The sequence below is a fragment of the Pseudomonas sp. 2(2015) genome (assembly GCF_000955865.1).
Classification (GTDB): domain Bacteria; phylum Pseudomonadota; class Gammaproteobacteria; order Pseudomonadales; family Pseudomonadaceae; genus Aquipseudomonas.
Genome location: NZ_JYOF01000018.1, coordinates 1 through 19,532, shown reverse-complemented (window position 1 = coordinate 19,532; position 19,532 = coordinate 1). Strand labels below are relative to the sequence as shown.

Genomic DNA, 19,532 nt, shown 5'->3' with positions numbered 1-19,532 from the left:
CGCACCGAGGAGGATCAGGGATGGCTTTTTTCAAACGCTGCAGCGTGATGCTGCTGGCCTGGGCCGCGCTGCAGGGCGCGGCCCGGGCCGAGCCTTACGTCGACGTGCTCGACCTGCCGGCGCAGCCCAGCGCCCTGGCCGTCACCAGCGCCTTGCGCGATGTCAGCGTCGCCGGCACGCGCCTGGTGGCGGTGGGGCCACGGGGGCACATCCTCTACTCGGATGACCAGGGCAGCCACTGGCAACAGGCGCAGGTGCCGGTCAGCGCCGACCTCAATGCGGTGAGCTTCGCCACCGCGCAGCTGGGCTGGGCGGTGGGCAACGACGGGGTGATATTGCACAGCCGCGATGGCGGCCAGCGCTGGGAAAAACAGCTGGACGGGCGGGTGCTCGGCGAGCAGGTGCTGGCTTATTACCAGGCACGGGCGCAAGCGGGCGGCGATCAATGGGCACGCTGGGTGGGCGAGGGTGAGCGCCTGGTCGCGGAGGGCGCCGACAAGCCGTTGCTCGACGTCTGGTTCAGCGACCCGCTGCATGGTTTTGCGGTGGGCGTGTTCAACCTGCTGCTGCACACCGTTGACGGCGGCCAGCACTGGACGCCGTGGCTGGAACGCAGCGACAACCCGCAAGGCTTGCACCTGACCGGCCTGGCCAGCGTCGACGGCGCGCTGTACATCAGCGGCGAGCAGGGCCTGCTGCTCAAGCTGAGCGCTGCGGGCGACCATTTCGAGCGCCTGAGCACCCCCTATGCCGGCAGTTATTTCGGCGTCATTGGCAAACCTGGGGCGCTGCTGGCCTACGGCTTGCGCGGCCACGTACTGCGCAGCACCGATGGCGGTGCCGGCTGGCAAGTGATCAAGACCGACCTGAACACCAGCATCACCGCCGCCAGCCTCGACGCCCGCGGGCGGTTCTGGCTGGCCAGCCAGGCCGGCGACCTGCTGGTCAGTAACGATGACGGCGCAAGCTTCAGCCCGCTGGCGCAAAACCAGCGCGCGCCGGTCAGCGGCGCAGCCTTTGATAGCGGCGCCGCGCTGGTGCTGGTCGGTGAGCGCGGCATCCGCACCCTGGCCCCCGACCAACCGCAGCAGCCATAACAAGAGAAAACCCTGATGGCCGACATCCAACAAGACACCTTGCCGGTGATCCGCAACCTCGGCGACTTCGATGCACGCTCCGGCAATCGCCTCGAACGCCTGGTGTTCAACCACCGGCTGGCGTTCATGCTGAGCATGCTGCTGGTTACCCTGGTGCTGGGCTACATGGCCATGACACGCCTGGAGCTGCGGCCCAGCTTCGAGAAGATGATCCCGCAGAGTCATCCCTACATCCGCAACTACCTGGACAACCGCCAGGCGCTGCGCGGCCTGGGCAATTCCCTGCGGGTGGTGGTAGAGAACACCCGTGGCGATATCTTCGACCCGGCCTACCTGCAGACCCTGCGCCAGATCAACGACGAGCTGTTCCTCAGCCAAGGTGTCGACCGCGCCTGGATGAAGTCGCTGTGGAGCCCGGCGGTGCGCTGGACCGAAGTCACCGAAGAGGGCTTCCAGGGCGGCCCGGTGATGCCCGATGCCTACCAGGGCTCGGCCGCCGATATCCAGCAACTGCGCCAGAACATCGAACGGGCCAATATTGTCGGCAGCCTGGTCGCTCGCGACTTCACCTCAAGCATGCTTATTGTGCCGCTGCTCGACCAGGCCTCGGCGACCGGCGCCGGCATCGACTACCACGGCTTTTCGCAAAAACTTGAGCAGTTGCGCCAGCGCTACGAAGCGGGCGGCGTCTACAAACTGCATGTGATCGGCTTTGCCAAGCTGATGGGCGACCTGATCGACGGGCTGCTGCAGGTGATGCTGTTCTTCGCCCTGGCAGTGCTGACCACGCTGCTGATCATCTACCTCTATACCCGCTGCGTGCGCAGCACCTTGCTGGTGGTGCTGTGCTCGTTGACGGCGGTGGTCTGGCAACTGGGGATCGTCGCCTGGCTGGGGTATGCCATCGATCCGTATTCGATCCTGGTGCCTTTTTTGATCTTCGCCATCGGCGTGTCCCATGCGGCGCAGAAGATGAACGGCATCATGCAGGACATCGGCCGCGGCACCCACCGCCAGATCGCTGCGCGCTACACCTTCCGGCGCTTGTTCGTCGCCGGGGTCACCGCCTTGCTGGCCGATGCGGTGGGCTTTGCCGTACTGATGCTGATCGACATCCCGGTAATCAAGGACCTGGCGATTACCGCCAGCATTGGCGTGGCGGTGCTGATCTTCACCTCGCTGCTGTTGATGCCGGTGGCGTTGTCGTATGTCGGCGTCGGGCGCAAGGCCGCTGAACGGGCCTTGCGTATCGACCTGCGCGCCGCCGAGCATCGCGGCTTTGGCAAACTCTGGGACCTGCTCGATCGCTTCACCGAACGCAAGTGGGCAACCGGCGCCGTGCTGGTGGCCGCCTTGCTCGGTGCCGGCGGTTTCTGGCTGAGCCTGCAACTGAAAATCGGCGACCTCGACAGCGGCGCACCGGAGCTGCACGCCGACTCGCGCTACAACCGCGACAACGCCTACATCACCGGCCATTACGCGCTGTCCAGCGACACCTTTGCGGTAATGATCAAGACCGCCCCGGAAGGCTGCCTGCGCTACCAGACCCTAGTGCTCGCCGACCGCCTGGCCTGGGCGCTGCAACAGAACCCGCAGGTGCAGACCACCTTGTCGCTGACCAACGCGGTGCGCCAGATAACCGCCGGCACCTACGAGGGCAACCCCAAGCTGAGCAGCATCCAGCGCAACCAGGACGTGCTCAACTACGCCGCCCAGCAAGCCTCGGTGAACGCCCCGGAGCTGTTCAACAACGACTGCTCGCTGATGCCGGTGATCGCCTACCTCAAGGACCACAAGGCCGACACCCTCGACCAGGTGGTGGCGATTGCCGAGCGCTTTACCCAGGCCAACAGCCGCGAGGACCGCCAGTTCCTGCTGGCGGCCGGCAGCGCCGGGATCGAGGCGGCGACCAACATCGTGGTGCGCGAGGCCAACCGCAGCATGCTGTTGCTGGTGTACCTGGCGGTGACGCTGTTCTGCCTGATCACCTTTCGCAGCTGGCGCGCAACCCTGGTGGCGGTACTGCCGCTGATGCTCACCTCGATACTCTGCGAGGCGCTGATGGTGATGATGGGCATCGGCGTCAAGGTCGCCACCTTGCCGGTAATCGCCCTGGGCGTGGGCATTGGCGTCGATTACGCGCTGTACCTGCTCAGCGTGCAGCTGCATTACCAGCGCCAGGGCCTGTCGCTGGCGCAATCCTACAAGAACGCCGTGGCCTTTACCGGGCGGGTGGTCGGCCTGGTCGGCATCACCCTGGCCGCCGGCGTGGTTGGCTGGGCCTGGTCGCCGATCAAGTTCCAGGCCGACATGGGCATCCTGCTGACCTTCATGTTCCTCTGGAACATGCTCGGCGCGCTGGTGCTGATCCCGGCGCTGTCGCACTTCCTCTTGCCCGCCAGCCAGGCGCGGGCGCCTTCACCCAGCCCCGGCAGTGTCGAGGGGCTGAACCTTAACAGCCAAAAAGCCGAGTGTTCATCGCATGTCTGATTACCTACCGCCGTTGCGTGACATGGATTTTCTGTTCAACGAAGTGTTCGACATTCCTGGCCAGTGGGCGCGCATTCCGGCCCTGGCCGAGCAGGTCGATGCCGACACCGCGCGGGCCATCCTCGAGCAGGCCGGCAAGCTCATCGCCCGGCAGGTGGCACCGCTCAACCGCAGTGGCGACGAGCAGGGTTGCCAGTGGCATGAGGGCCGGGTAAGTACCCCGGATGGTTTTGCCCAGGCTTATCGCAACTATGCCGACGACGGCTGGGTCGGCGTTGCCGGGGCTTGTGAATATGGCGGCATGGGCATGCCCAAGGTGATTGCCGCCCAGGTCGAGGAGATGCTCAACGCCGCCAACCTGTCGTTCGCCCTGTACCCGATGCTGACCGCCGGCGCCTGCCTGTCGCTGCTCAACCATGCCAGCGAGGCGCTCAAGGCGCGCTACCTGCCGCCCATGTACGAAGGGCGCTGGTCGGGGTCGATGTGCCTGACCGAACCCCATGCCGGCACCGACCTGGGCCTGATCCGTACCCGAGCCGAACCCCGGGCTGATGGCAGCTACCGGGTCACGGGCACGAAGATCTTCATCACCGGCGGCGAACAGGACCTGACCGAGAACATCATTCACCTGGTGCTGGCCAAACTGCCGGACGCACCGGCTGGCGCCAAGGGCATCTCGCTGTTCCTGGTGCCCAAGCTGCTGGTGGAGGAGGACGGCGCACTGGGCGAGGCCAACGCGGTGAGCTGTGGCTCGATCGAACACAAGATGGGCATCAAGGCCTCGGCCACCTGCGTGATGAACTTCGACGGCGCCGTCGGCTACCTGGTGGGCGAGGCCAACAAGGGCCTGAATGCCATGTTCACCATGATGAACTACGAGCGCCTGGGCGTCGGTATCCAGGGCCTGGCGCTGGGCGAGCGCTCGTACCAGAACGCCGTGGCCTACGCCCGCGAACGCTTGCAAAGCCGCGCTGCCACTGGCCCGGTAAACGCGCAGCAGGCGGCCGACCCGATTATCGAGCACGCCGATGTGCGGCGCATGCTGTTGACCATGAAGGCGTTGAACGAAGGCGGGCGGGCGTTCTCCACCTATGTGGCGCTGCAGCTGGACCTGGCCAAGTACAGCGAAAATGCCGATGAGCGCAGCCAGGCGCAAGCGCGGGTAGCGCTGCTGACGCCGGTGGCCAAGGCGTTCTTGACCGACATGGGCCTGGAAACCACCGTGCACGGCCAGCAGGTGTTCGGCGGCCATGGTTATATCCGCGAATGGGGCCAGGAACAGCTGATTCGCGATTGCCGCATCACCCAGATCTACGAAGGCACCAACGGCATCCAGGCGCTGGACCTGCTGGGGCGCAAGCTGGTCGCCGACGGTGGCCGCAGCTACGCGGCGCTTGCGCAGGAGATCAAGGCTTACGCCCAGACCCTGGCGGCCTCACGCGCCGAGTTCAAGACCCCGCTGTTGCTGGCGCTGGCCAATCTCGACGACCTCACCGCCTGGGTGCTCGACCGCGCCCAGGGCAACCCCGAGGAGATCGGCGCGGCGGCGGTGGAGTACCTGCAGGTGTTCGGCTACACCCTGTATGCCTATTTGTGGACGCGCATGGCCGATGTCGCTATGCAGCACCACGGCGCCTTCTACCAGAGCAAACTGGGCACCGCACGCTTCTATTTCGCCCGCCTGCTGCCGCGCATCGATTCGCTCAGCGCCAGTGTCAAGGCCGGCAGCCACAGCCTGTTCCTGCTCAAGGCCGAGCAACTGTGAAGGACACGCCCATGACCCGCACCCGCATCATCGAACCTGCGCCCGGCGCCTACAGCTACCCGTTGCTGATCAAGCGCCTGCTGTTGTCGGGCGTGCGCTACCAGCCCGGCCAGGAGATCGTCTACGCCGACAAGCTGCGCTACAGCTACAGCACCTTGCTTGAACGCATCCAGCGCCTGGCCAATGTGCTGAGCGCCGCCGGGGTCAAGCCTGGCGACACCGTGGCCTTGCTCGACTGGGACAGCCACCGGGCGCTGGAGTGCTTTTTTGCCGTGCCGATGCTCGGCGCCGTGCTGCACACCGTCAACGTACGGCTGTCGCCCGAGCAGGTGCGCTACACCATGAACCACGCCGAGGATCACCTGGTGCTGGTGCATGACGACTTCATGCCGCTGATGACCCAGTTGCGCGAGCAATTACCGACGGTCAAGGGTTACCTGCGCCTGAGTGACGGCGCTGAAGTGCACACGGAGCTGCCGCTGCTGGGCGAGTACGAAGCGCTGCTGGCCGGTGCCGACAGCCACTTCGACTTTGCCGATTTCGACGAGAACTCGGTGGCCACGCTGTTCTACACCACCGGCACCACCGGCAACCCCAAGGGGGTGTACTTTAGCCATCGGCAACTGGTGCTGCACACCCTCAACGAACTCGGCACCTTCGCCGCCTGCGGCGGTGAGCCGCTGTTGCGTTCGGGCGATGTGTACATGCCGATCACGCCGATGTTCCATGTGCATGCCTGGGGCGTGCCCTACGTGGCCACGGCCCTGGGCATCAAGCAGGTGTACCCCGGCCGCTACGAGCCCAACCAACTGGTGCGGCTGATGCGCGAAGAGCAGGTGAGCTTCTCGCACTGCGTGCCGACCCTGTTGCAGATGATGCTCGATTGCGACGAAGGCCAGCGCACCGACTTTAGCGGCTGGAAGATGCTGCTCGGCGGCAGCGCGCTAACCCAGGGCCTGGCCGCGCGGGCCAGCGCCAGGGGCATTCGCGTGCACTGCGGCTATGGCATGTCCGAGACCTGCCCGCTGCTGTGCGTGACCAGCCTTGGCGCCGCTGACCTGGCGTTGCCGATGCAGGCGCAACTGCCGTTGCGGATCAACGCCGGGGTGCCGATCCCGCTGGTGGACCTGCGCATTGTCGACGAACAGGGCAAAGACGTGGCCCACGACGGCGCAAGCCTCGGTGAAATCGTCGTGCGCGCGCCATGGCTGACCCAGGGTTACCTCAAGGAACCGGAGCAGGGCGCCGCACTGTGGGCCGGCGGCTGGCTGCACACCGGCGACATGGCCTGCATCGATGAACGCGGCGCGGTGCAGATTCGCGACCGGATCAAGGACGTGATCAAGACCGGCGGTGAGTGGATCAGCTCGGTGGAGCTGGAAAGCCTGATCAGCCAGCACAGCGGGGTCGATTCGGTGGCGGTGGTGGGGGTGGCGGATGCGCAGTGGGGCGAGCAGCCGCTGGCCCTGGTGGTCTGCGTCGCCGGCGTCGAGCTGGATCAGCCGGCGCTGGCCCGGCACCTGCAGCCATTTGTCGACAGCGGGCGCCTGAACAAATGGGCGATTCCGCGCCTGGTGCGCTTTGTCAGCGAAATTCCCAAGACCAGCGTCGGCAAGATCAACAAGAAGCTGATTCGCCAGAGCCATTGTGGCGTCTGAGTAAACCAAGTGGGCATTCGACTTGCGCCGCGATGGGCTTGACCGGCCTCATCGCAGGGCAAGCCCGCTGCTACCTGTCAGACTTCAGTGAGATCCGAGGTGGGCGGGGTGGGGGTGTTGACGCTGTCCAGTTGCTGGTCGGCAAGATCCTGGGCCAGGGCAACCATGGTCATGGTCGGGTTCCACGAACCACTGGCCGGCCACAGCGCACCGCCGGTGACGTAGACGTTCTCCACGCCATGGGGACGGTAGTCCAGGCCAACCACGCCTTCGTCTTTGTCGCCGATCCACAGGGTCGAGCCCTCGTGCACCAGCCCGGCCACCCGCCGTTCAGGGATGCTTGGCCGTTCGCCGGTCCAGTGGCCCAGGTTCGGGTCGCCGTGCCAGTACTCGACCTTGCCTTCGGGGGCGAACACCCGCTCCATCATCTGGAAAGTGCCTTCGTCCATGGTGTCCCAGGTTTGCTGGTCGGTTTTGCTGGCCAGCACCTGCAGGTTGACGTTGGTGGTCGGGTCGGCCTGGTCGTTGAGGTGGAAGTGGTTGTCGGGGTTTCGGAAGTCGATCTCGCCAAGCACGGCGCAAACGAACACCAGATGGTCCTTCGACGATTCCAGTTGCGCCATCGACGCCGTGGCGACCACGTCCGGCATATAACGCGCGGCTTTCTGCGCGTTCTTTGCAGGTTTGCGGTCTGACAGCACCGACAACTGCACGTGGTACTGCATGCCGCTTTGCTTGTTCTTGCCGGCCAGGTAAATGGCCGCGAGCTCAAGCTCGGCCAGCTTGTCGGCGAACGGGTAGTCCTTGCGCGGCACCCGTGCCACCACCGAGGTGATGAAGTGGGCGGTGAAGCGATCGCCGGCACGTTTGATTTGCGGGAACGAGTTCATCAGCAAGGTCGCCGGCGGCAGGGTGCCCATGGCCAGGATCAGCTTGGCGTTGCCGATGTTGATCACCCCGCGCGAGGTTTGTAGCGCCGTGGCCGCGCCATCCTGCTGGTGGATGCGCTCGACGATGCACTCGGTGATGATCCGCAGCGGGCTGCCAGTACCGGCAGCGGCGCGGTCGGCCTGTTTGCCGGCCAGCTCCATGATTGCCGCCGGGGTCGAGAACTTGGCAAAGTCCACGCCACCGGCGCGATCGGCCGCGGCGGCCAGGGGCGCCGACAACCAGCGGGTGGCCGAGTCGATCTTGCCGATGTTGTGCTCGAGCATGTTTTGCAGCTCAAGCTGCAGGGTGCCGTAGACCGGACGTTGCTCGGTGACATGGGCGCGCACCTGCGGGTCGAGCTGGGTGTCGATCTTGTCGGCCGGGATGACGTTGAGCAGCTTTTCGGCCGACTCGAAGCGGGCCTCGGCGGCGGCGATGGTCTGCTCGGGCCAGTAGGCCATTTCCTCCTTGGTCGGCCGAGGGCACCAGGCGCTCCACATGATGCTGCGGCCACCGAAGAACGGCACCATGCCGTGCTGCCAGCCGATGTTGCCCGGTGGCTGGCTGGCGGTACGCGCCGAGAGGGTCCAGGGGAAGGTTTCGGAGAAGCCGCCGAGGGTTTTCTGATAAGGGATCGGCAGGTTCTGGAAGTGCTCGGGGAGGAAGAACGGCCCGCGCTCGACCATCAGGATCCGCGCCTTGGGCTGGCTTTCGAGGATGCGTTCGGCGAAGGCCAGGGAACAGAAACCGGTGCCGATGATGATGAAATCGAACTGTTCTTCTTCGCGAACCTGCTTCCAGGCCGACTCGGAGAGAAAGAACACGTGGTCCAGCACCTTCTGGGCGTTGGGTGTTTGTGGACCTGGGGTAGGGTAGCCGTGACCGAAGTTGGTCGAACTGGTGACTGCGCTCATTGTTGCCTCCAATCATTGTTGGCAGAGGGTCTATCGTCCTTGTGCAGCGTGCAGCCGGGGGGGCTGCGCTGCTAACGCTAGCAGAGCGAAGTGGCAATTCAAGATCACTTGGTCGGGGGAGCCGCGGGCCTCAGGCAACCCCGGAGTACTTCACCGCTGCCGCCGCCCGCGACGGCACATTGAGGGTGCGCAGCAACGACGACACATGAATGCGCACGGTAAACGGCGAGATGTCCAGCGCGCGGGCGATTTCCTTGTTGGTCTTGCCCTGGGCGATCAGGCGCAACACCTCTTGCTGGCGTGCGGTCAGGGTTGTGGCGACGGCGCTGCTGTCCAGCGGCAGGAGCCCGGAGGGGGCAAAACGCACCAGCACTTCACCTTCACGGATGGCCAGGATCGCCTGGCCGATCTCGTCCGGGGCGATGTTCTTGCCGATGAAGCCGTCAATGCCGGCGGCCATGACCTCGCCGATCAGTTCCTCGTCATCGACCATCGATACCACGATCAAGGTGGTGCGCCGTAATTGCTGACGCAGCTCGACCAGCTGGCTGATGCAGGTCAGCCCCGGGAAGCGCAGGTCGAGGATCAGGGTGTCCGGTTCCGGGCCGTTGGCGACCAGCTTGAGCACCGTGTCGAAATCACCGGCCTCTTCGCTCCGGGCATCGGGCAGCAGGCGCTGGACCGTACGCAGCATCGCTTCGCGAAACAGCGGATGGTCGTCGGCTATGATGATCCGGCATGCCATGGTGAGTGCCTCCCTGGGCCTGGCGTTCCTTTCGGACGTGCTACTTTACCACCGGGTACGGGCACCGCCCGGTGTTCATGCTGGATATGACGACTGTCGCACAAGGATGTTCCGATGAAGTTCGAGAAAAACTCCGAGCTCGACCAGGCTAACCTGCGCATCATTGTCGCCTGTATTGCCGTGGTTTATATCAGCGTGCTGGGCTTTCTGCCCGGGCAGCATTTTGAAACCTACCGGCCGATCGTGATCTACATCATCCTGTTCCTGCTGCTGTCGGTGGTTATACGCCAGGTTATCGTGCGCTGGCCGGGGGTGTACCCGGCGCGGCGCATTTTCAGCATGGTCCAGGACTACACCGGTACCTGTTTCGGCCTGGTGGTGGGCGGCGAGGCGGCGTTGCCGCTGTACGCGGTAATGGTCTGGGTCAACCTGGGCAATGGCATGCGCTTCGGCTCGCGCTACCTGGCGATCGCCACCGCCCTGGCGTTGCTGGCGCTGCTGTGCGTCTACTGCCTGACGCCGTACTGGCAGGCGCAACCGTTCATGGTGCTGATGCTGATGATCACCAGCACGGTCATCCCCATGTACGCGCACCTGTTGCTTGAACGTACGCGCAAGGCTTCGGAGGAGGCCACCGCCGCCAACCTGGAAAAATCGCGCTTTCTGGCCCAGGCCAGCCACGACCTGCGCCAGCCCATTCATTCCATCGGCCTGTTCACTGCCTGCCTGCGCGAGGCGCGGCTGGGCGATGAAGAACGCCGGCTGGTCGACAACATCGACCGCTCGTTGCTCAACGTCTCGCAGCTGTTTCGCTCGATCCTCGACCTCTACACCCTCGACAACGGCCGGCTGCAGCCACGCCTGCAGAGCGTGCAACTGGGCGAGTTCCTCCACGACCTGTTGCGCCAGAACGCCGAAGCGGCACGCTGGGCCGGAGTAGAACTGCGCCTGCGGCCCTGCGAGCACTGGGTACAGGTGGACCCGGCGCTGCTGGCGACGATGGTCCAGAACGTGCTGTCCAACTGCTTCAAGTACGCGCCGCAGCGCCCGGTGCTGATCGGCGTGCGCAAGCGTGGCGAGGGCCTGGCCATTGTCATTTATGACCAGGGCAGCGGCATCGACGCGCAGGAACTGCCGAAGGTTTTCGAAGAGTTCTACCGCGTGCGCCAGTTGCGCGACAAGGACGTCGAGGGCGTGGGCCTGGGCCTGTCGATTGTCCGGCGCCTGGGGCAGATGATGGGCATGCAGGTGACGATACGTTCGCGAGTGGGCCATGGCACGGCCGTCAGCCTTGAAGGTTTGCGCGAAATTTCCGCGCCCAAGCGCCAGGCCTACCGTGAAGACCCGAGCCAGGTCGGCCTGCTGACCGGTTTGAAAGTCTGCCTGGTGGAGGATGATCGCAACGTGCTGTTGGCCACCAAGGCCTTGCTCGAGCGCTGGGGCTGTGACGTCCAGGCCGAACTGAGCGGCAAAAACCTCGCCAGCGACTGCGACATCATCGTCGCCGACTATGACCTGGGCAACCACGCCACCGGCATCGAGTGCATCGATGAGCTACGGGCGCAACGGGGCAGGGCGGTGCCGGCGTTGATTCTTACCGGTCACGAAGTGGAGAAGATCCAGGCGGCCCTGCACGACCGCCAGATCGCGATCCTGTCCAAACCGGTGCGCCCGGCCGAGCTACGCGCTACCCTGCGGGCATTGCGCGAAGCCTCGGCAGCGCCGGTTTAGCCCGGAATCAGTAGCGTTGCAGCGGATTTTGCGGGCGACCACTGTTCTTGTTGTAGCATTGCGCGCCCATGCCCATGCCCATCGAGGCGATACCGACCATGACGCCGCTGGGCAGCTCGCAGTTGTAGTCACCCGATGCGGTGCTGGCGATGTAGTAAGTGGAGCTGTGGTCGCTGCGCACGTTGGAAATCTTCGTCACCGGCTCGCCGATGGTGGTTTGCGCGGTGGACTTGAGACGGTCTTCGTTGGGTTTCATGGTCTGGCAACCGGCGACGGCGACCAGCAGGGCGCTGAGCAGGGTGATCTTGCTGAATGCTGATTTCATGGTGCATCTTCCTTGGTGTTGTTCTGTTTTACCGGCACAACGATCCCGCACGCCGCATAGGCGCGGCGTTGGGGAACACTGGGGGTTGCCGAGGAATATAGCGCCAGGGAGGAGGGGGGTCGATTAGCACAAATGGGCTAATGGCATATTGATATAGGCCTGCTGGACGATCAATTGCGTTTTAACCAGGGTGCTACCGCGCGATGAGCACCCTCGACGTTGTTTACCTGCGCCAGTCATTCAGAACGAGACTGTTTTCTCTACCGTAACGTCGCCAGTACCGAACAGTTTGGGGACAGACTGAAGGAACGGGCTTTGTTGATAGTCGTAGATTGCCTTGCCATTGAGTAAAAGGGTGTAACTCGGGAATCCATCGTGAGCGCCTTGTATCCGGATCTGTTTACGTTGAGCATCAATAGTCAGCCGAAAGCGATAATCGATGTCAGGCATGAAACGAACGCCGCTGGCAGTCTGTCCGCTGGTACTGATCGCAAACACATCGCCACTGGCGTCGTCCAGAGTTGCTGTGAACGCGTTTCGAGTGGAGTCAAGACTCCAGCCGTATATGGTCGTCTTGCCGGTGGTTGGCGACGCGGCTGAGAACGTTCTGTTTTCGCAGTCGAGCGTCAACACATGGCGTGACTTCTCACCCACCTGGGCGGCCCCGCCAACATCCCTGATGGCTGTGACCACTTCGATTTTCAGCAAGGGGAGTCGAGGTTTTGACGAGCGCGCAGAGGCCGAGGCCTCACGCTTGGCGGTGAACGGCCAGAACCACGAACCCTTGGCAGCAGCGGAACTGCGCACGGTCGGCGCGCCAACATCGACCTGACCATCGGCACGCCGAACAGACACCGGCGCGCCTCCCTGGATTGCAGACTTGATCGCCTCTTGAATGACCGGAGTATCCGGCAGCGAAGCCGGTGCCGCTGCATTCAGTTGCTCGATCAGTTTGTTGTTGACCTGAGCGGTTTGCTCTTGGCCCTGCTGCGTAGTGATACGCCCGGCGGCAGCATCTTTACTGATCTCATCTTTTACTTTACTTGCCGTGTCTAGCAGCGAAACGGGAATGCCATACGCTGAAGCGACCATCTTCATTGCCTCGATAGAGGCATCGATTTGCTTCTTCGACAATTCGGCACCCAGCTCGCCGAACTTTTGCGTCGTTGCATAGGATTGGCTGAGTGCCTCACGCGAATTCTGCTGAGTACCTGCAAGTCCTGTTGCATCGCGAAACGCCGCGCCATTGGTTACCGCAGCTATGGCTGCGCCTAGCCCGGTCGGATCAGGCGCGGGCGGGACACTGGTCGCGACCTGATTAATGATGGCCGCGGGCATGGGCTGGGCCCCGGCAACTACCGGGTCTTTGTCTCGGGAGTCTAAAGAAACGGGCTCAATGGCGGTCGGCTCATCGGGTAGTGGATGCTGCCAGTATTGCCAGTTGCGGCTGTTGTCAATTTTCTCACAACCATTGCAACTGCCCATGACCGATTCAGCAAAAACACCGCGCGTTGGGACTGCGATACGTGTCGACGGCATTGGAATGGCCGGGCGGTAATGTGCCAGCAACCAGTCTTCATCGATGTCTCTGTCTGCGCTGTCTTCACTGATATTGTCATCGAAGTAATCCAGCCGGATCCCCGGTGCCACAGGCATGACAAGGCAGTTACCAATAATGGCAACCAAGCGGTTTTCTACCACCGAGGCAACGCTACGCCCACTTGCGTTGGGGGCAATGAATCCGTCGAGCAATACAAAGCGACGCTCGGCATCCATCAGCCACCAAATGGCTTTGTGGTAATACTCAAGGTTGTTGTTTAGATGTTCGAGCATCCGCACAGAGCGCTGCTGGTCTTCAAGGCGCTGATCAATCAATTCATGAGGGCGAAGACCCAGGGTAAAATCCACTGTGCCGGCACGTTGAAGGCTGTGCCGATCAGTTGCACCCGCTATCAATCGGCTGTGCAGGTGGGCCGTAATGGGCAGACACTCGGCGTCATGAACCAGGACACTGTTGAATTCTGCAATCGTGGCATCGCTATAGATGCGAACTGCACTCAGGCTTCGACGGGAAAAAACGCTGTCAATGGTATCTCCACGCTCGGCAAACACTACCTTGTGCTTGCCACCTGCGGTGTATCGCGTGGCGAGGCGGGGTTCAAGCGATAGCGCCACCTCTGCGCCATCTACCCTGCAAACGACCCTCAGCGCGCTGACCATTTTATCGGCCAGCACCGGAGCAATCACGTCCTGGTAATAGGTGGCGCGCTTTTCAGCAGGGGTGCGCTTCAGCGACGCCAGTAATGAAGGCAACGGCGACGAGCTAGGAAACTTCACGCCGAAGTAGTCTTGCCAGGTTGTGGTGTCTTCCAAGGCTCCAGGTGGAAAAGGAAAATCCAGAGTAATGGTTACTTCCAGGCCGAAGTTGATTATCGCTTCATCGGCGTAGACCGCGCTGTGCGGGTAAGCATTGCTGCTCAGGCGTGCGCAAGCGTCCAATCCCGCACGCTGCTCGTCGGCCAGATACTGATTTAGCGGGCCGCGCCAACGCAAGGCCTTTTCCACGGTGAACAGACTCAAAGGAAAAGGGATATACAAGCATTCACGCACGGCGGCCAGTTCATGATCGACCCGGAGGTGACGTAGTACTTCAAAGTACTGAACGGTTATTGCGTGGCAGGCATTTCGATTCGCCACGGTCTCCGTCACTACTCGTGCAGCTTCTGACTGATTCACTTGTTGTACAGTTGTCACTCGCTGGGAGCGCAGCGCATTTGCCGACTGGACGGTCTGATCACGCAACTGGTTGATGAAATTGGCGGCAAGGGTACGCGTCGAGTTTTGACTTGCATTCGACCATGCACTGGACGAGCCCCCCGAAGCACTGCCGAATCCAACCGGGCCGAGGGAAAGACCGAAGCCCGAGCTGCCGGAGCGCCCCCCGGAATCGGAGTGGGCATTGATCGACTCGTTGAGTGCACTGTTCACAATCTCGGAAATATCACGTTCGCGGCCCACGAAGTTGAACATGGACTCGCGGTAGTCTTGAGTGGATTCCATCTGTAGCGTGTCTCGCCGGTCCCAGTCGATCACGGCAATGTTCTTTTTCTGCAGCGGCGCAAGGGGTAGCGAGTAACGAAGGTCTCCTAATGAGTAACCATCGGCGCGCCACACCTGGCGCAGGGTAAGTATTCGCCCATGTGCAATAGAGACCGCTTGGGCAATACGGGGCCGTTCATCCCAAGTGATTTGCTCATCGCGCGAAAGCGGAACCCGAAAATAGCGATTGATACTGCTTTGCGAGGGTGGCACGACTGTATCCTTGACGGGGGGTTGCGCCAGGCTGTCGTCCGTAATTGCGTCACTGATAGCGCCGCGCGTTACCAACGGGTCGGTGGTGCGTATGACAATGTCAAACTTGAACTCTTCCAGGGTTCTATTCGCTTCTGCGAAGTCGAGCCCCTGGCAGTCGCAGTCCTTTCCCTTGTCGCCTAGCCAATCAATGGGTTGCTGAGCCGCCGTGTCCATCACCAGGTTACTATCAATCTGCAGCAGCACCGGCTTGGGGAACTGAGCTTCGATACTGACGCCCTCTGCCGAGGGCTCGTAGAGCAACTCAAGGGCAAGTGGCAACGCGATCCCGCTCAATTGCAGTAATGCGTATCTTGAATTCAGACCTGTATTAGCCGGGTAGCTGAACTCGAAATAGCCCGCCTGGTCGGTTTGGGTAACGGCTAGCGCCTGAGGAACCTGTAGGATCGGACCTGTCTCCCAGTCGGGTGCACAGCACAGGTCCGGCTCGAACTCCGCCGGCGGGCAACAGTCGTCTATGAACTGTGGGAATGCCGGTTTCACATAGATGGCCAATGTCCGCTGACCGAACGGCTGTCCGTTCGAAAGCCACAACCGACCATTGACCGTATTGATTTTCTGACGTGGGCGCTGTGGGGCTGCGAGTGCTGCCCGCAGTTCTCTGGACGGTGCAACATCAACCTCCAGATCATTCGCCCCCTGGCCACCCAGCCATTGTTCGAGGCTGTCGTTGCGAACCGTACAGGTCAGCAATTGGCTGCCATCCGGGCCAAACACGTCAAGTCGGGCCCAGGTTCCATAAATGACAGCATTGTCAGCGAATCGGCAAACCCCCTGGATATTGAAACCATAGGTCATCTGCTGTCCGGCATCGGCCTCGGCAGTAAGCCAACCCATTAACTGGGTAAGTTCAAACTTGCCCGTGGGCTGCGGCACCTGTGTTGCAGTCTGATCAGCCGCTTCAGCGTCCCCGGGTACAGGCTCGGCGACGGCAGGTGCAGCGCGTAGCTTGCCGAGAACGTCAGCCCATTCACTTTTACTCACAGCGCCCAGTCCGATATCGCTGAATCGGGAGCCCGCCCATTGAGAAAACAGCTTCTGCACGCGGGTCCACTCGCCCTGTTGTGATCGATCAAGAACCCACGTCTTGGCGTCCTTCAACTCGGCGCTCGGCTGCGGATCATTCAAGAACGTATCGAGTGCAGTCATTATTTTCGCACCCAAGCCGAGGGGGCCGGGCAGGGCACTTGCGGCCTCTATCAAGCGGCGGATCAAGGCTTCGATCTTTTCCTGAAATTTTCCGATCAGGTTTTCCCCGGAGGCTTCTTCAAAGCTCAACGTCACGGCAAAAGGAAGTTGCTTTAAGGGCTCTTCCTGGGCGGCCGCCGGGGCATCAGCGCCGGAACTTCGCAGGCTGGCGCGAAAGGCGACTGACAGGCGCGAGAAAATAAGATCGAATTGTTCTTTCAGGTCATCCGGGTCTTGCCCGTCTTCAGCAACGAAGTTGAATTTACCTTGCAAGTGTTTATGCTGGCTCACGTTGCATCTCCTTCAACTGATCCGTTCACTGAGACGGTGCTTGGACCTGATGGTCGAATCTGAATTTAATAAAAACATGACGCATGGGGGCGAGACAGGCCGTCAGTTGCTGCAAGCGTTCGGCACGTTGTGCGTAGCCTTTGGGATAGGGTTGATCCGGCTCAGGGATCTTTAGCCTCGCGCAGGCCGGGTACAGCCCATCACGGCCGGTTTCGGCAGTGGCCTCGGTACAGGCAGGTCTATTGTCGATGTTCTTTTTTCTGCTCAGATTGAGCAGTGGGTAGAACCCATCCTTGACGTCAAGGTAGTAGTCCTTGAAGCACGACTGCCAAAAAGCAAAGTCTGACTTTTTCGGCCCATCCAGCACACCATCGGTCGGTAGCGGGTTGTCGCTGAATTGCTGACTTCGTGCGGGCGCCGCGATGATCTCCTGAATCATGTTTCGAATAAATTGCGCACGCTTTTCGCCCAGAAGCTTGTTGTCCTCAGTACCGCCAATAGGGTCGGTGTGTGCAACGATGGCAAGTACTTCAATACCATTGAAGGGTAAGAACAACGCTTTGAGGTCTTCTCTCATCTTGGCGCTGTGCGCGGGGCTCCTGGGCGTTGATAGTTTAAAATCGAAAACAAAATCCGTTTGCAGGTCGGCTTTTACAATATTATCTGTTCCCGGAACGGTGGTTGTCGGTGGTACTGAAACAGGTGGGCTGGGCGTGGTGCCGGGCGCAGCACAACGACAATCGGCCATGCTCCGGGCCAGCAGCCAAAACATCAACGCTGCTAATAAAAGCGCCAGCAGCAGGACAAACACAGCAATGCGCGCACCCGCAGGCTGCGCGTCGGATCGAGTTGATGCCAGCGGCGTGGGGGCAGGGGGGCCATACTTTTCTATCAGCGCCGCCTGCAATGCCCGCAACTGATCTTCAGCCCCCGTTGACAGCAAGCGTGCCTGCTCCGGCCAAGTGCTGTAACGGTCTATATCCGGTTTGCTTTCGCCCACTGGAAAAGTAAAGCGGTCCAGGCGATGTCCGATACAGCGAGTGGACATTCTGTGCAGGCGCGTTGGGCTCGCACATTGACCAAGTGCCGCAATGCAGGCGGGAGTGAGGTACAAAATACCCAAGGGCAAAGGGCTGCCTGGAGGTTCAGTGCGAAGCGGCCGACGCGGCACAATCAACCACCACAGCAGGGGGATTGCGGATGCGCCAAGAAAGAATATCCACGCCGTGCACAGAGAAAGAGCCATCTCGCCTCCGTTCTACCTGCACTCCAGTTATTGAAGTAGCGTAAAGCCGAAGACGCTGATGAAGAGGCTAGTACAAGTTGATGGGTTGCGCGAAAGTTTAACGAGGAAGAGTGGTAATGCGCTGCGACATTAATGGAAAATATAACTCAACTAAATAACTAGAGACAGGATCTGCTCACTATACTAAGAAGGGCGAGAGCAGGTAATTTGTGGGCTACAGCTGATAAGGTCGCCAAGTACATATACTAAGCCTCTGTACTATACGCTGAACAGCACGCTGGTAGGCGAACGACGCTACACGCGCCATGACACTGATCTGGTGAACATCATGACGGACGACAGCGGCAAGTGCTGGGAGAATGGCCCCCTCCAATGCGTCCTGGAGGGTTAAAGACCGCTGCACGTGAGCTGTTCGCACTCGCCTTCATAGGGGTGTTCGAGAAGACTTCGCAACCGCTATTTCAGCGCATCTACGACTTGGAAGTGCCTCATATGAACGCCGGCCGGATTGCATTGCTGGGTGATGCTGCGTTCGTCGCTCGACCCCATTGACGGTGAGAATATGTACTGTGTCGCTGTACTACAAGCCATCCCTACACTGCGTCAGATCATTCGATTTCCTTCAGAATTTTCCTAATTGCAGGCACGTAACCATGCTTGTAGATCTCACCCAAATCCCCTTTCACCTGGCCTGCCGCGGTCACTACCCAGCCTTGTCTATCGAATAAGTCGTTTGACACTGCTGCCCTGAGTGCGGTGATTTCCATGTCACTCAGAACCCCTTTCAAGGAGGGAAGCAACTGAACTGAGCCGCTCTCTTGAGGTATCTCCACCACGTTCGGGCGGCGGTCGACAACGACGTCCGTTTGGGACTTCAGAAGGTTGAGTTCAGCCAAGTAGCGACGGCGCTCGGCCAAGACCTGAGTAAAGACCGCACGTAAAGCTGGATCGTCAATTCGTCTAAGCAGTTCGTTGTCCCTTGGTACTCCCTGACTCTTGGACTTTACAGGCGCTTTCCTATCCGTCCCCACACTCGCAGCCCAAGCCTCAATCAGCTGGCGGAAGCGAAACCCTCCGCTATTTCGGATTGTTGAGGCAGATGGCCCTCCAGCCTCAACGGAGAGCCTGGCAATCGTGGCAATTGAGAAGTTGCGACTCCCCGTTTTCTCATGAGCCTTCAGGACTTCATGCAGCACTGCTAGGGACTTGGCCTGCTGTTTGGTGGCCTGACCTACAAGTTCTTCAAAGATGAGATGTGGGTCGATCACGTATGGCCTCCCGGAGTTGTTTTGAGGTGGTTGTGATCAACTCGGATAGCTTCGCTACTGGTTGCTTCGTCAAGCGCTCCAGCGGCTCCATGGCGGCTGGTAAAAGCATTAGGCCTTCTCCGGCCTCAAGCAGGCTAGAAACTTCGCGGAATCCTTCCAGTTGGTCATTAGGAGACAGCGTCAAAGCCATGGACCTCATCATCGCATTCCCAACGATGAGCTGGAGGCGATCATCCATTCCCATCAAAATGGGTGCGTAACCACCACGTATCAGGAGATGATTCAAAGCGCGGGAGCGCTTCTCGATGACTGGTGTGGCCCTCAGCTCATCCGTCAAATCAGCATAGATTTCAGCGTTCTCGCACAGTTGAGAGATCTGCCATAGCTCACTACTAGTTTCGATGAATGAGATGGGCTGATGGATATCCTCCAGGGAACCCACAGCTACCAGCTTCGTGGCAGAATCATCTGTAGCGCGACCCTCTTCGATTGTGTAGTGGTCAACTAATCCC

General features: G+C 61.1%; 11 protein-coding genes and 1 pseudogene. 5 read left to right on the top strand and 7 right to left on the bottom strand.

What is annotated here, in order from left to right; genetic code table 11:
* Window positions 1-20: 20 nt before the first annotated feature.
* Genes UB48_RS21715 through UB48_RS21700 form a run of 4 tightly spaced genes read left to right on the top strand, consistent with a single transcriptional unit; the run spans window position 21 to window position 7,010 of the window.
* On the top strand, window positions 21-1,097 hold the full coding sequence (locus UB48_RS21715; protein WP_045200872.1) for a YCF48-related protein: 1,077 nt from the start codon (window positions 21-23) through the stop codon (window positions 1,095-1,097).
* Between the two features lie 15 nt (window positions 1,098-1,112).
* Complete coding sequence (locus UB48_RS21710) at window positions 1,113-3,587, top strand: RND family transporter (protein WP_045200870.1); 2,475 nt, start codon at window positions 1,113-1,115, stop codon at window positions 3,585-3,587.
* Window positions 3,580-5,352 carry an acyl-CoA dehydrogenase C-terminal domain-containing protein gene (locus UB48_RS21705; protein WP_045200868.1) on the top strand — a complete coding sequence of 591 codons (1,773 nt, stop codon included), beginning with the start codon at window positions 3,580-3,582 and terminating at the stop codon, window positions 5,350-5,352. The genes UB48_RS21710 and UB48_RS21705 overlap by 8 nt, the downstream gene beginning before the upstream one ends.
* Before the next feature lie 11 nt (window positions 5,353-5,363).
* The gene (locus UB48_RS21700) at window positions 5,364-7,010 is read left to right on the top strand and encodes a fatty acid--CoA ligase (RefSeq protein WP_045200866.1); all 1,647 of its coding nucleotides are present in this window, start codon (window positions 5,364-5,366) and stop codon (window positions 7,008-7,010) included.
* Between the two features lie 77 nt (window positions 7,011-7,087).
* Here the strand turns inward: UB48_RS21700 and UB48_RS21695 are convergent, their stop codons facing one another.
* Both UB48_RS21695 and UB48_RS21690 read right to left on the bottom strand, forming a co-directional pair.
* Window positions 7,088-8,854, bottom strand: coding sequence for a GMC oxidoreductase (locus UB48_RS21695; protein WP_045200864.1), 1,767 nt, complete (start codon window positions 8,852-8,854; stop codon window positions 7,088-7,090).
* A gap of 130 nt (window positions 8,855-8,984) precedes the next feature.
* Window positions 8,985-9,599, bottom strand: a complete 615-nt coding sequence (locus UB48_RS21690) for a response regulator transcription factor (protein WP_045200862.1) — start codon at window positions 9,597-9,599, stop codon at window positions 8,985-8,987.
* A gap of 114 nt (window positions 9,600-9,713) precedes the next feature.
* On the opposite strand from UB48_RS21690, the gene UB48_RS21685 reads away from it, so the two are divergent.
* Complete coding sequence (locus UB48_RS21685) at window positions 9,714-11,330, top strand: hybrid sensor histidine kinase/response regulator (protein ID WP_045200860.1); 1,617 nt, start codon at window positions 9,714-9,716, stop codon at window positions 11,328-11,330.
* Between the two features lie 7 nt (window positions 11,331-11,337).
* Here UB48_RS21685 and UB48_RS21680 read toward each other — a convergent pair whose 3' ends face one another.
* The 5 genes and pseudogenes from UB48_RS21680 to UB48_RS28020 all read right to left on the bottom strand — a co-directional run.
* Window positions 11,338-11,655: a hypothetical protein gene (locus UB48_RS21680; protein WP_045200858.1), complete on the bottom strand. Its 318-nt coding sequence runs from the start codon at window positions 11,653-11,655 to the stop codon at window positions 11,338-11,340.
* Window positions 11,656-11,895: 240 nt separating this feature from the next.
* Complete coding sequence (locus UB48_RS21675) at window positions 11,896-16,506, bottom strand: hypothetical protein (protein ID WP_045200855.1); 4,611 nt, start codon at window positions 16,504-16,506, stop codon at window positions 11,896-11,898.
* A gap of 25 nt (window positions 16,507-16,531) precedes the next feature.
* Window positions 16,532-17,752: a hypothetical protein gene (locus tag UB48_RS27765; protein WP_156160231.1), complete on the bottom strand. Its 1,221-nt coding sequence runs from the start codon at window positions 17,750-17,752 to the stop codon at window positions 16,532-16,534.
* Window positions 17,753-18,360: 608 nt separating this feature from the next.
* Window positions 18,361-19,020, bottom strand: coding sequence for a gamma-mobile-trio protein GmtX (gene gmtX, locus UB48_RS21665; RefSeq protein ID WP_045200850.1), 660 nt, complete (start codon window positions 19,018-19,020; stop codon window positions 18,361-18,363).
* Window positions 18,995-19,532, bottom strand: a pseudogene (locus UB48_RS28020) (hypothetical protein); the annotation flags it as partial. The pseudogene UB48_RS28020 and the gene gmtX, both read right to left, overlap by 26 nt.

Bases quoted from the DNA above. Each gene is read 5' to 3' on its own strand.
- UB48_RS21685 (WP_045200860.1), top strand. From the start codon at position 9,714: ATGAAGTTCGAGAAAAACTCCGAGCTCGACCAGGCTAACCTGCGCATC.
- UB48_RS21680 (WP_045200858.1), bottom strand. From the start codon at position 11,655: ATGAAATCAGCATTCAGCAAGATCACCCTGCTCAGCGCCCTGCTGGTC.
- UB48_RS21705 (WP_045200868.1), top strand. From the start codon at position 3,580: ATGTCTGATTACCTACCGCCGTTGCGTGACATGGATTTTCTGTTCAAC.
- UB48_RS21690 (WP_045200862.1), bottom strand. From the start codon at position 9,599: ATGGCATGCCGGATCATCATAGCCGACGACCATCCGCTGTTTCGCGAA.
- UB48_RS21695 (WP_045200864.1), bottom strand. From the start codon at position 8,854: ATGAGCGCAGTCACCAGTTCGACCAACTTCGGTCACGGCTACCCTACC.
- UB48_RS21700 (WP_045200866.1), top strand. From the start codon at position 5,364: ATGACCCGCACCCGCATCATCGAACCTGCGCCCGGCGCCTACAGCTAC.
- UB48_RS21710 (WP_045200870.1), top strand. From the start codon at position 1,113: ATGGCCGACATCCAACAAGACACCTTGCCGGTGATCCGCAACCTCGGC.
- UB48_RS27765 (WP_156160231.1), bottom strand. From the start codon at position 17,752: ATGGCTCTTTCTCTGTGCACGGCGTGGATATTCTTTCTTGGCGCATCC.
- UB48_RS21715 (WP_045200872.1), top strand. From the start codon at position 21: ATGGCTTTTTTCAAACGCTGCAGCGTGATGCTGCTGGCCTGGGCCGCG.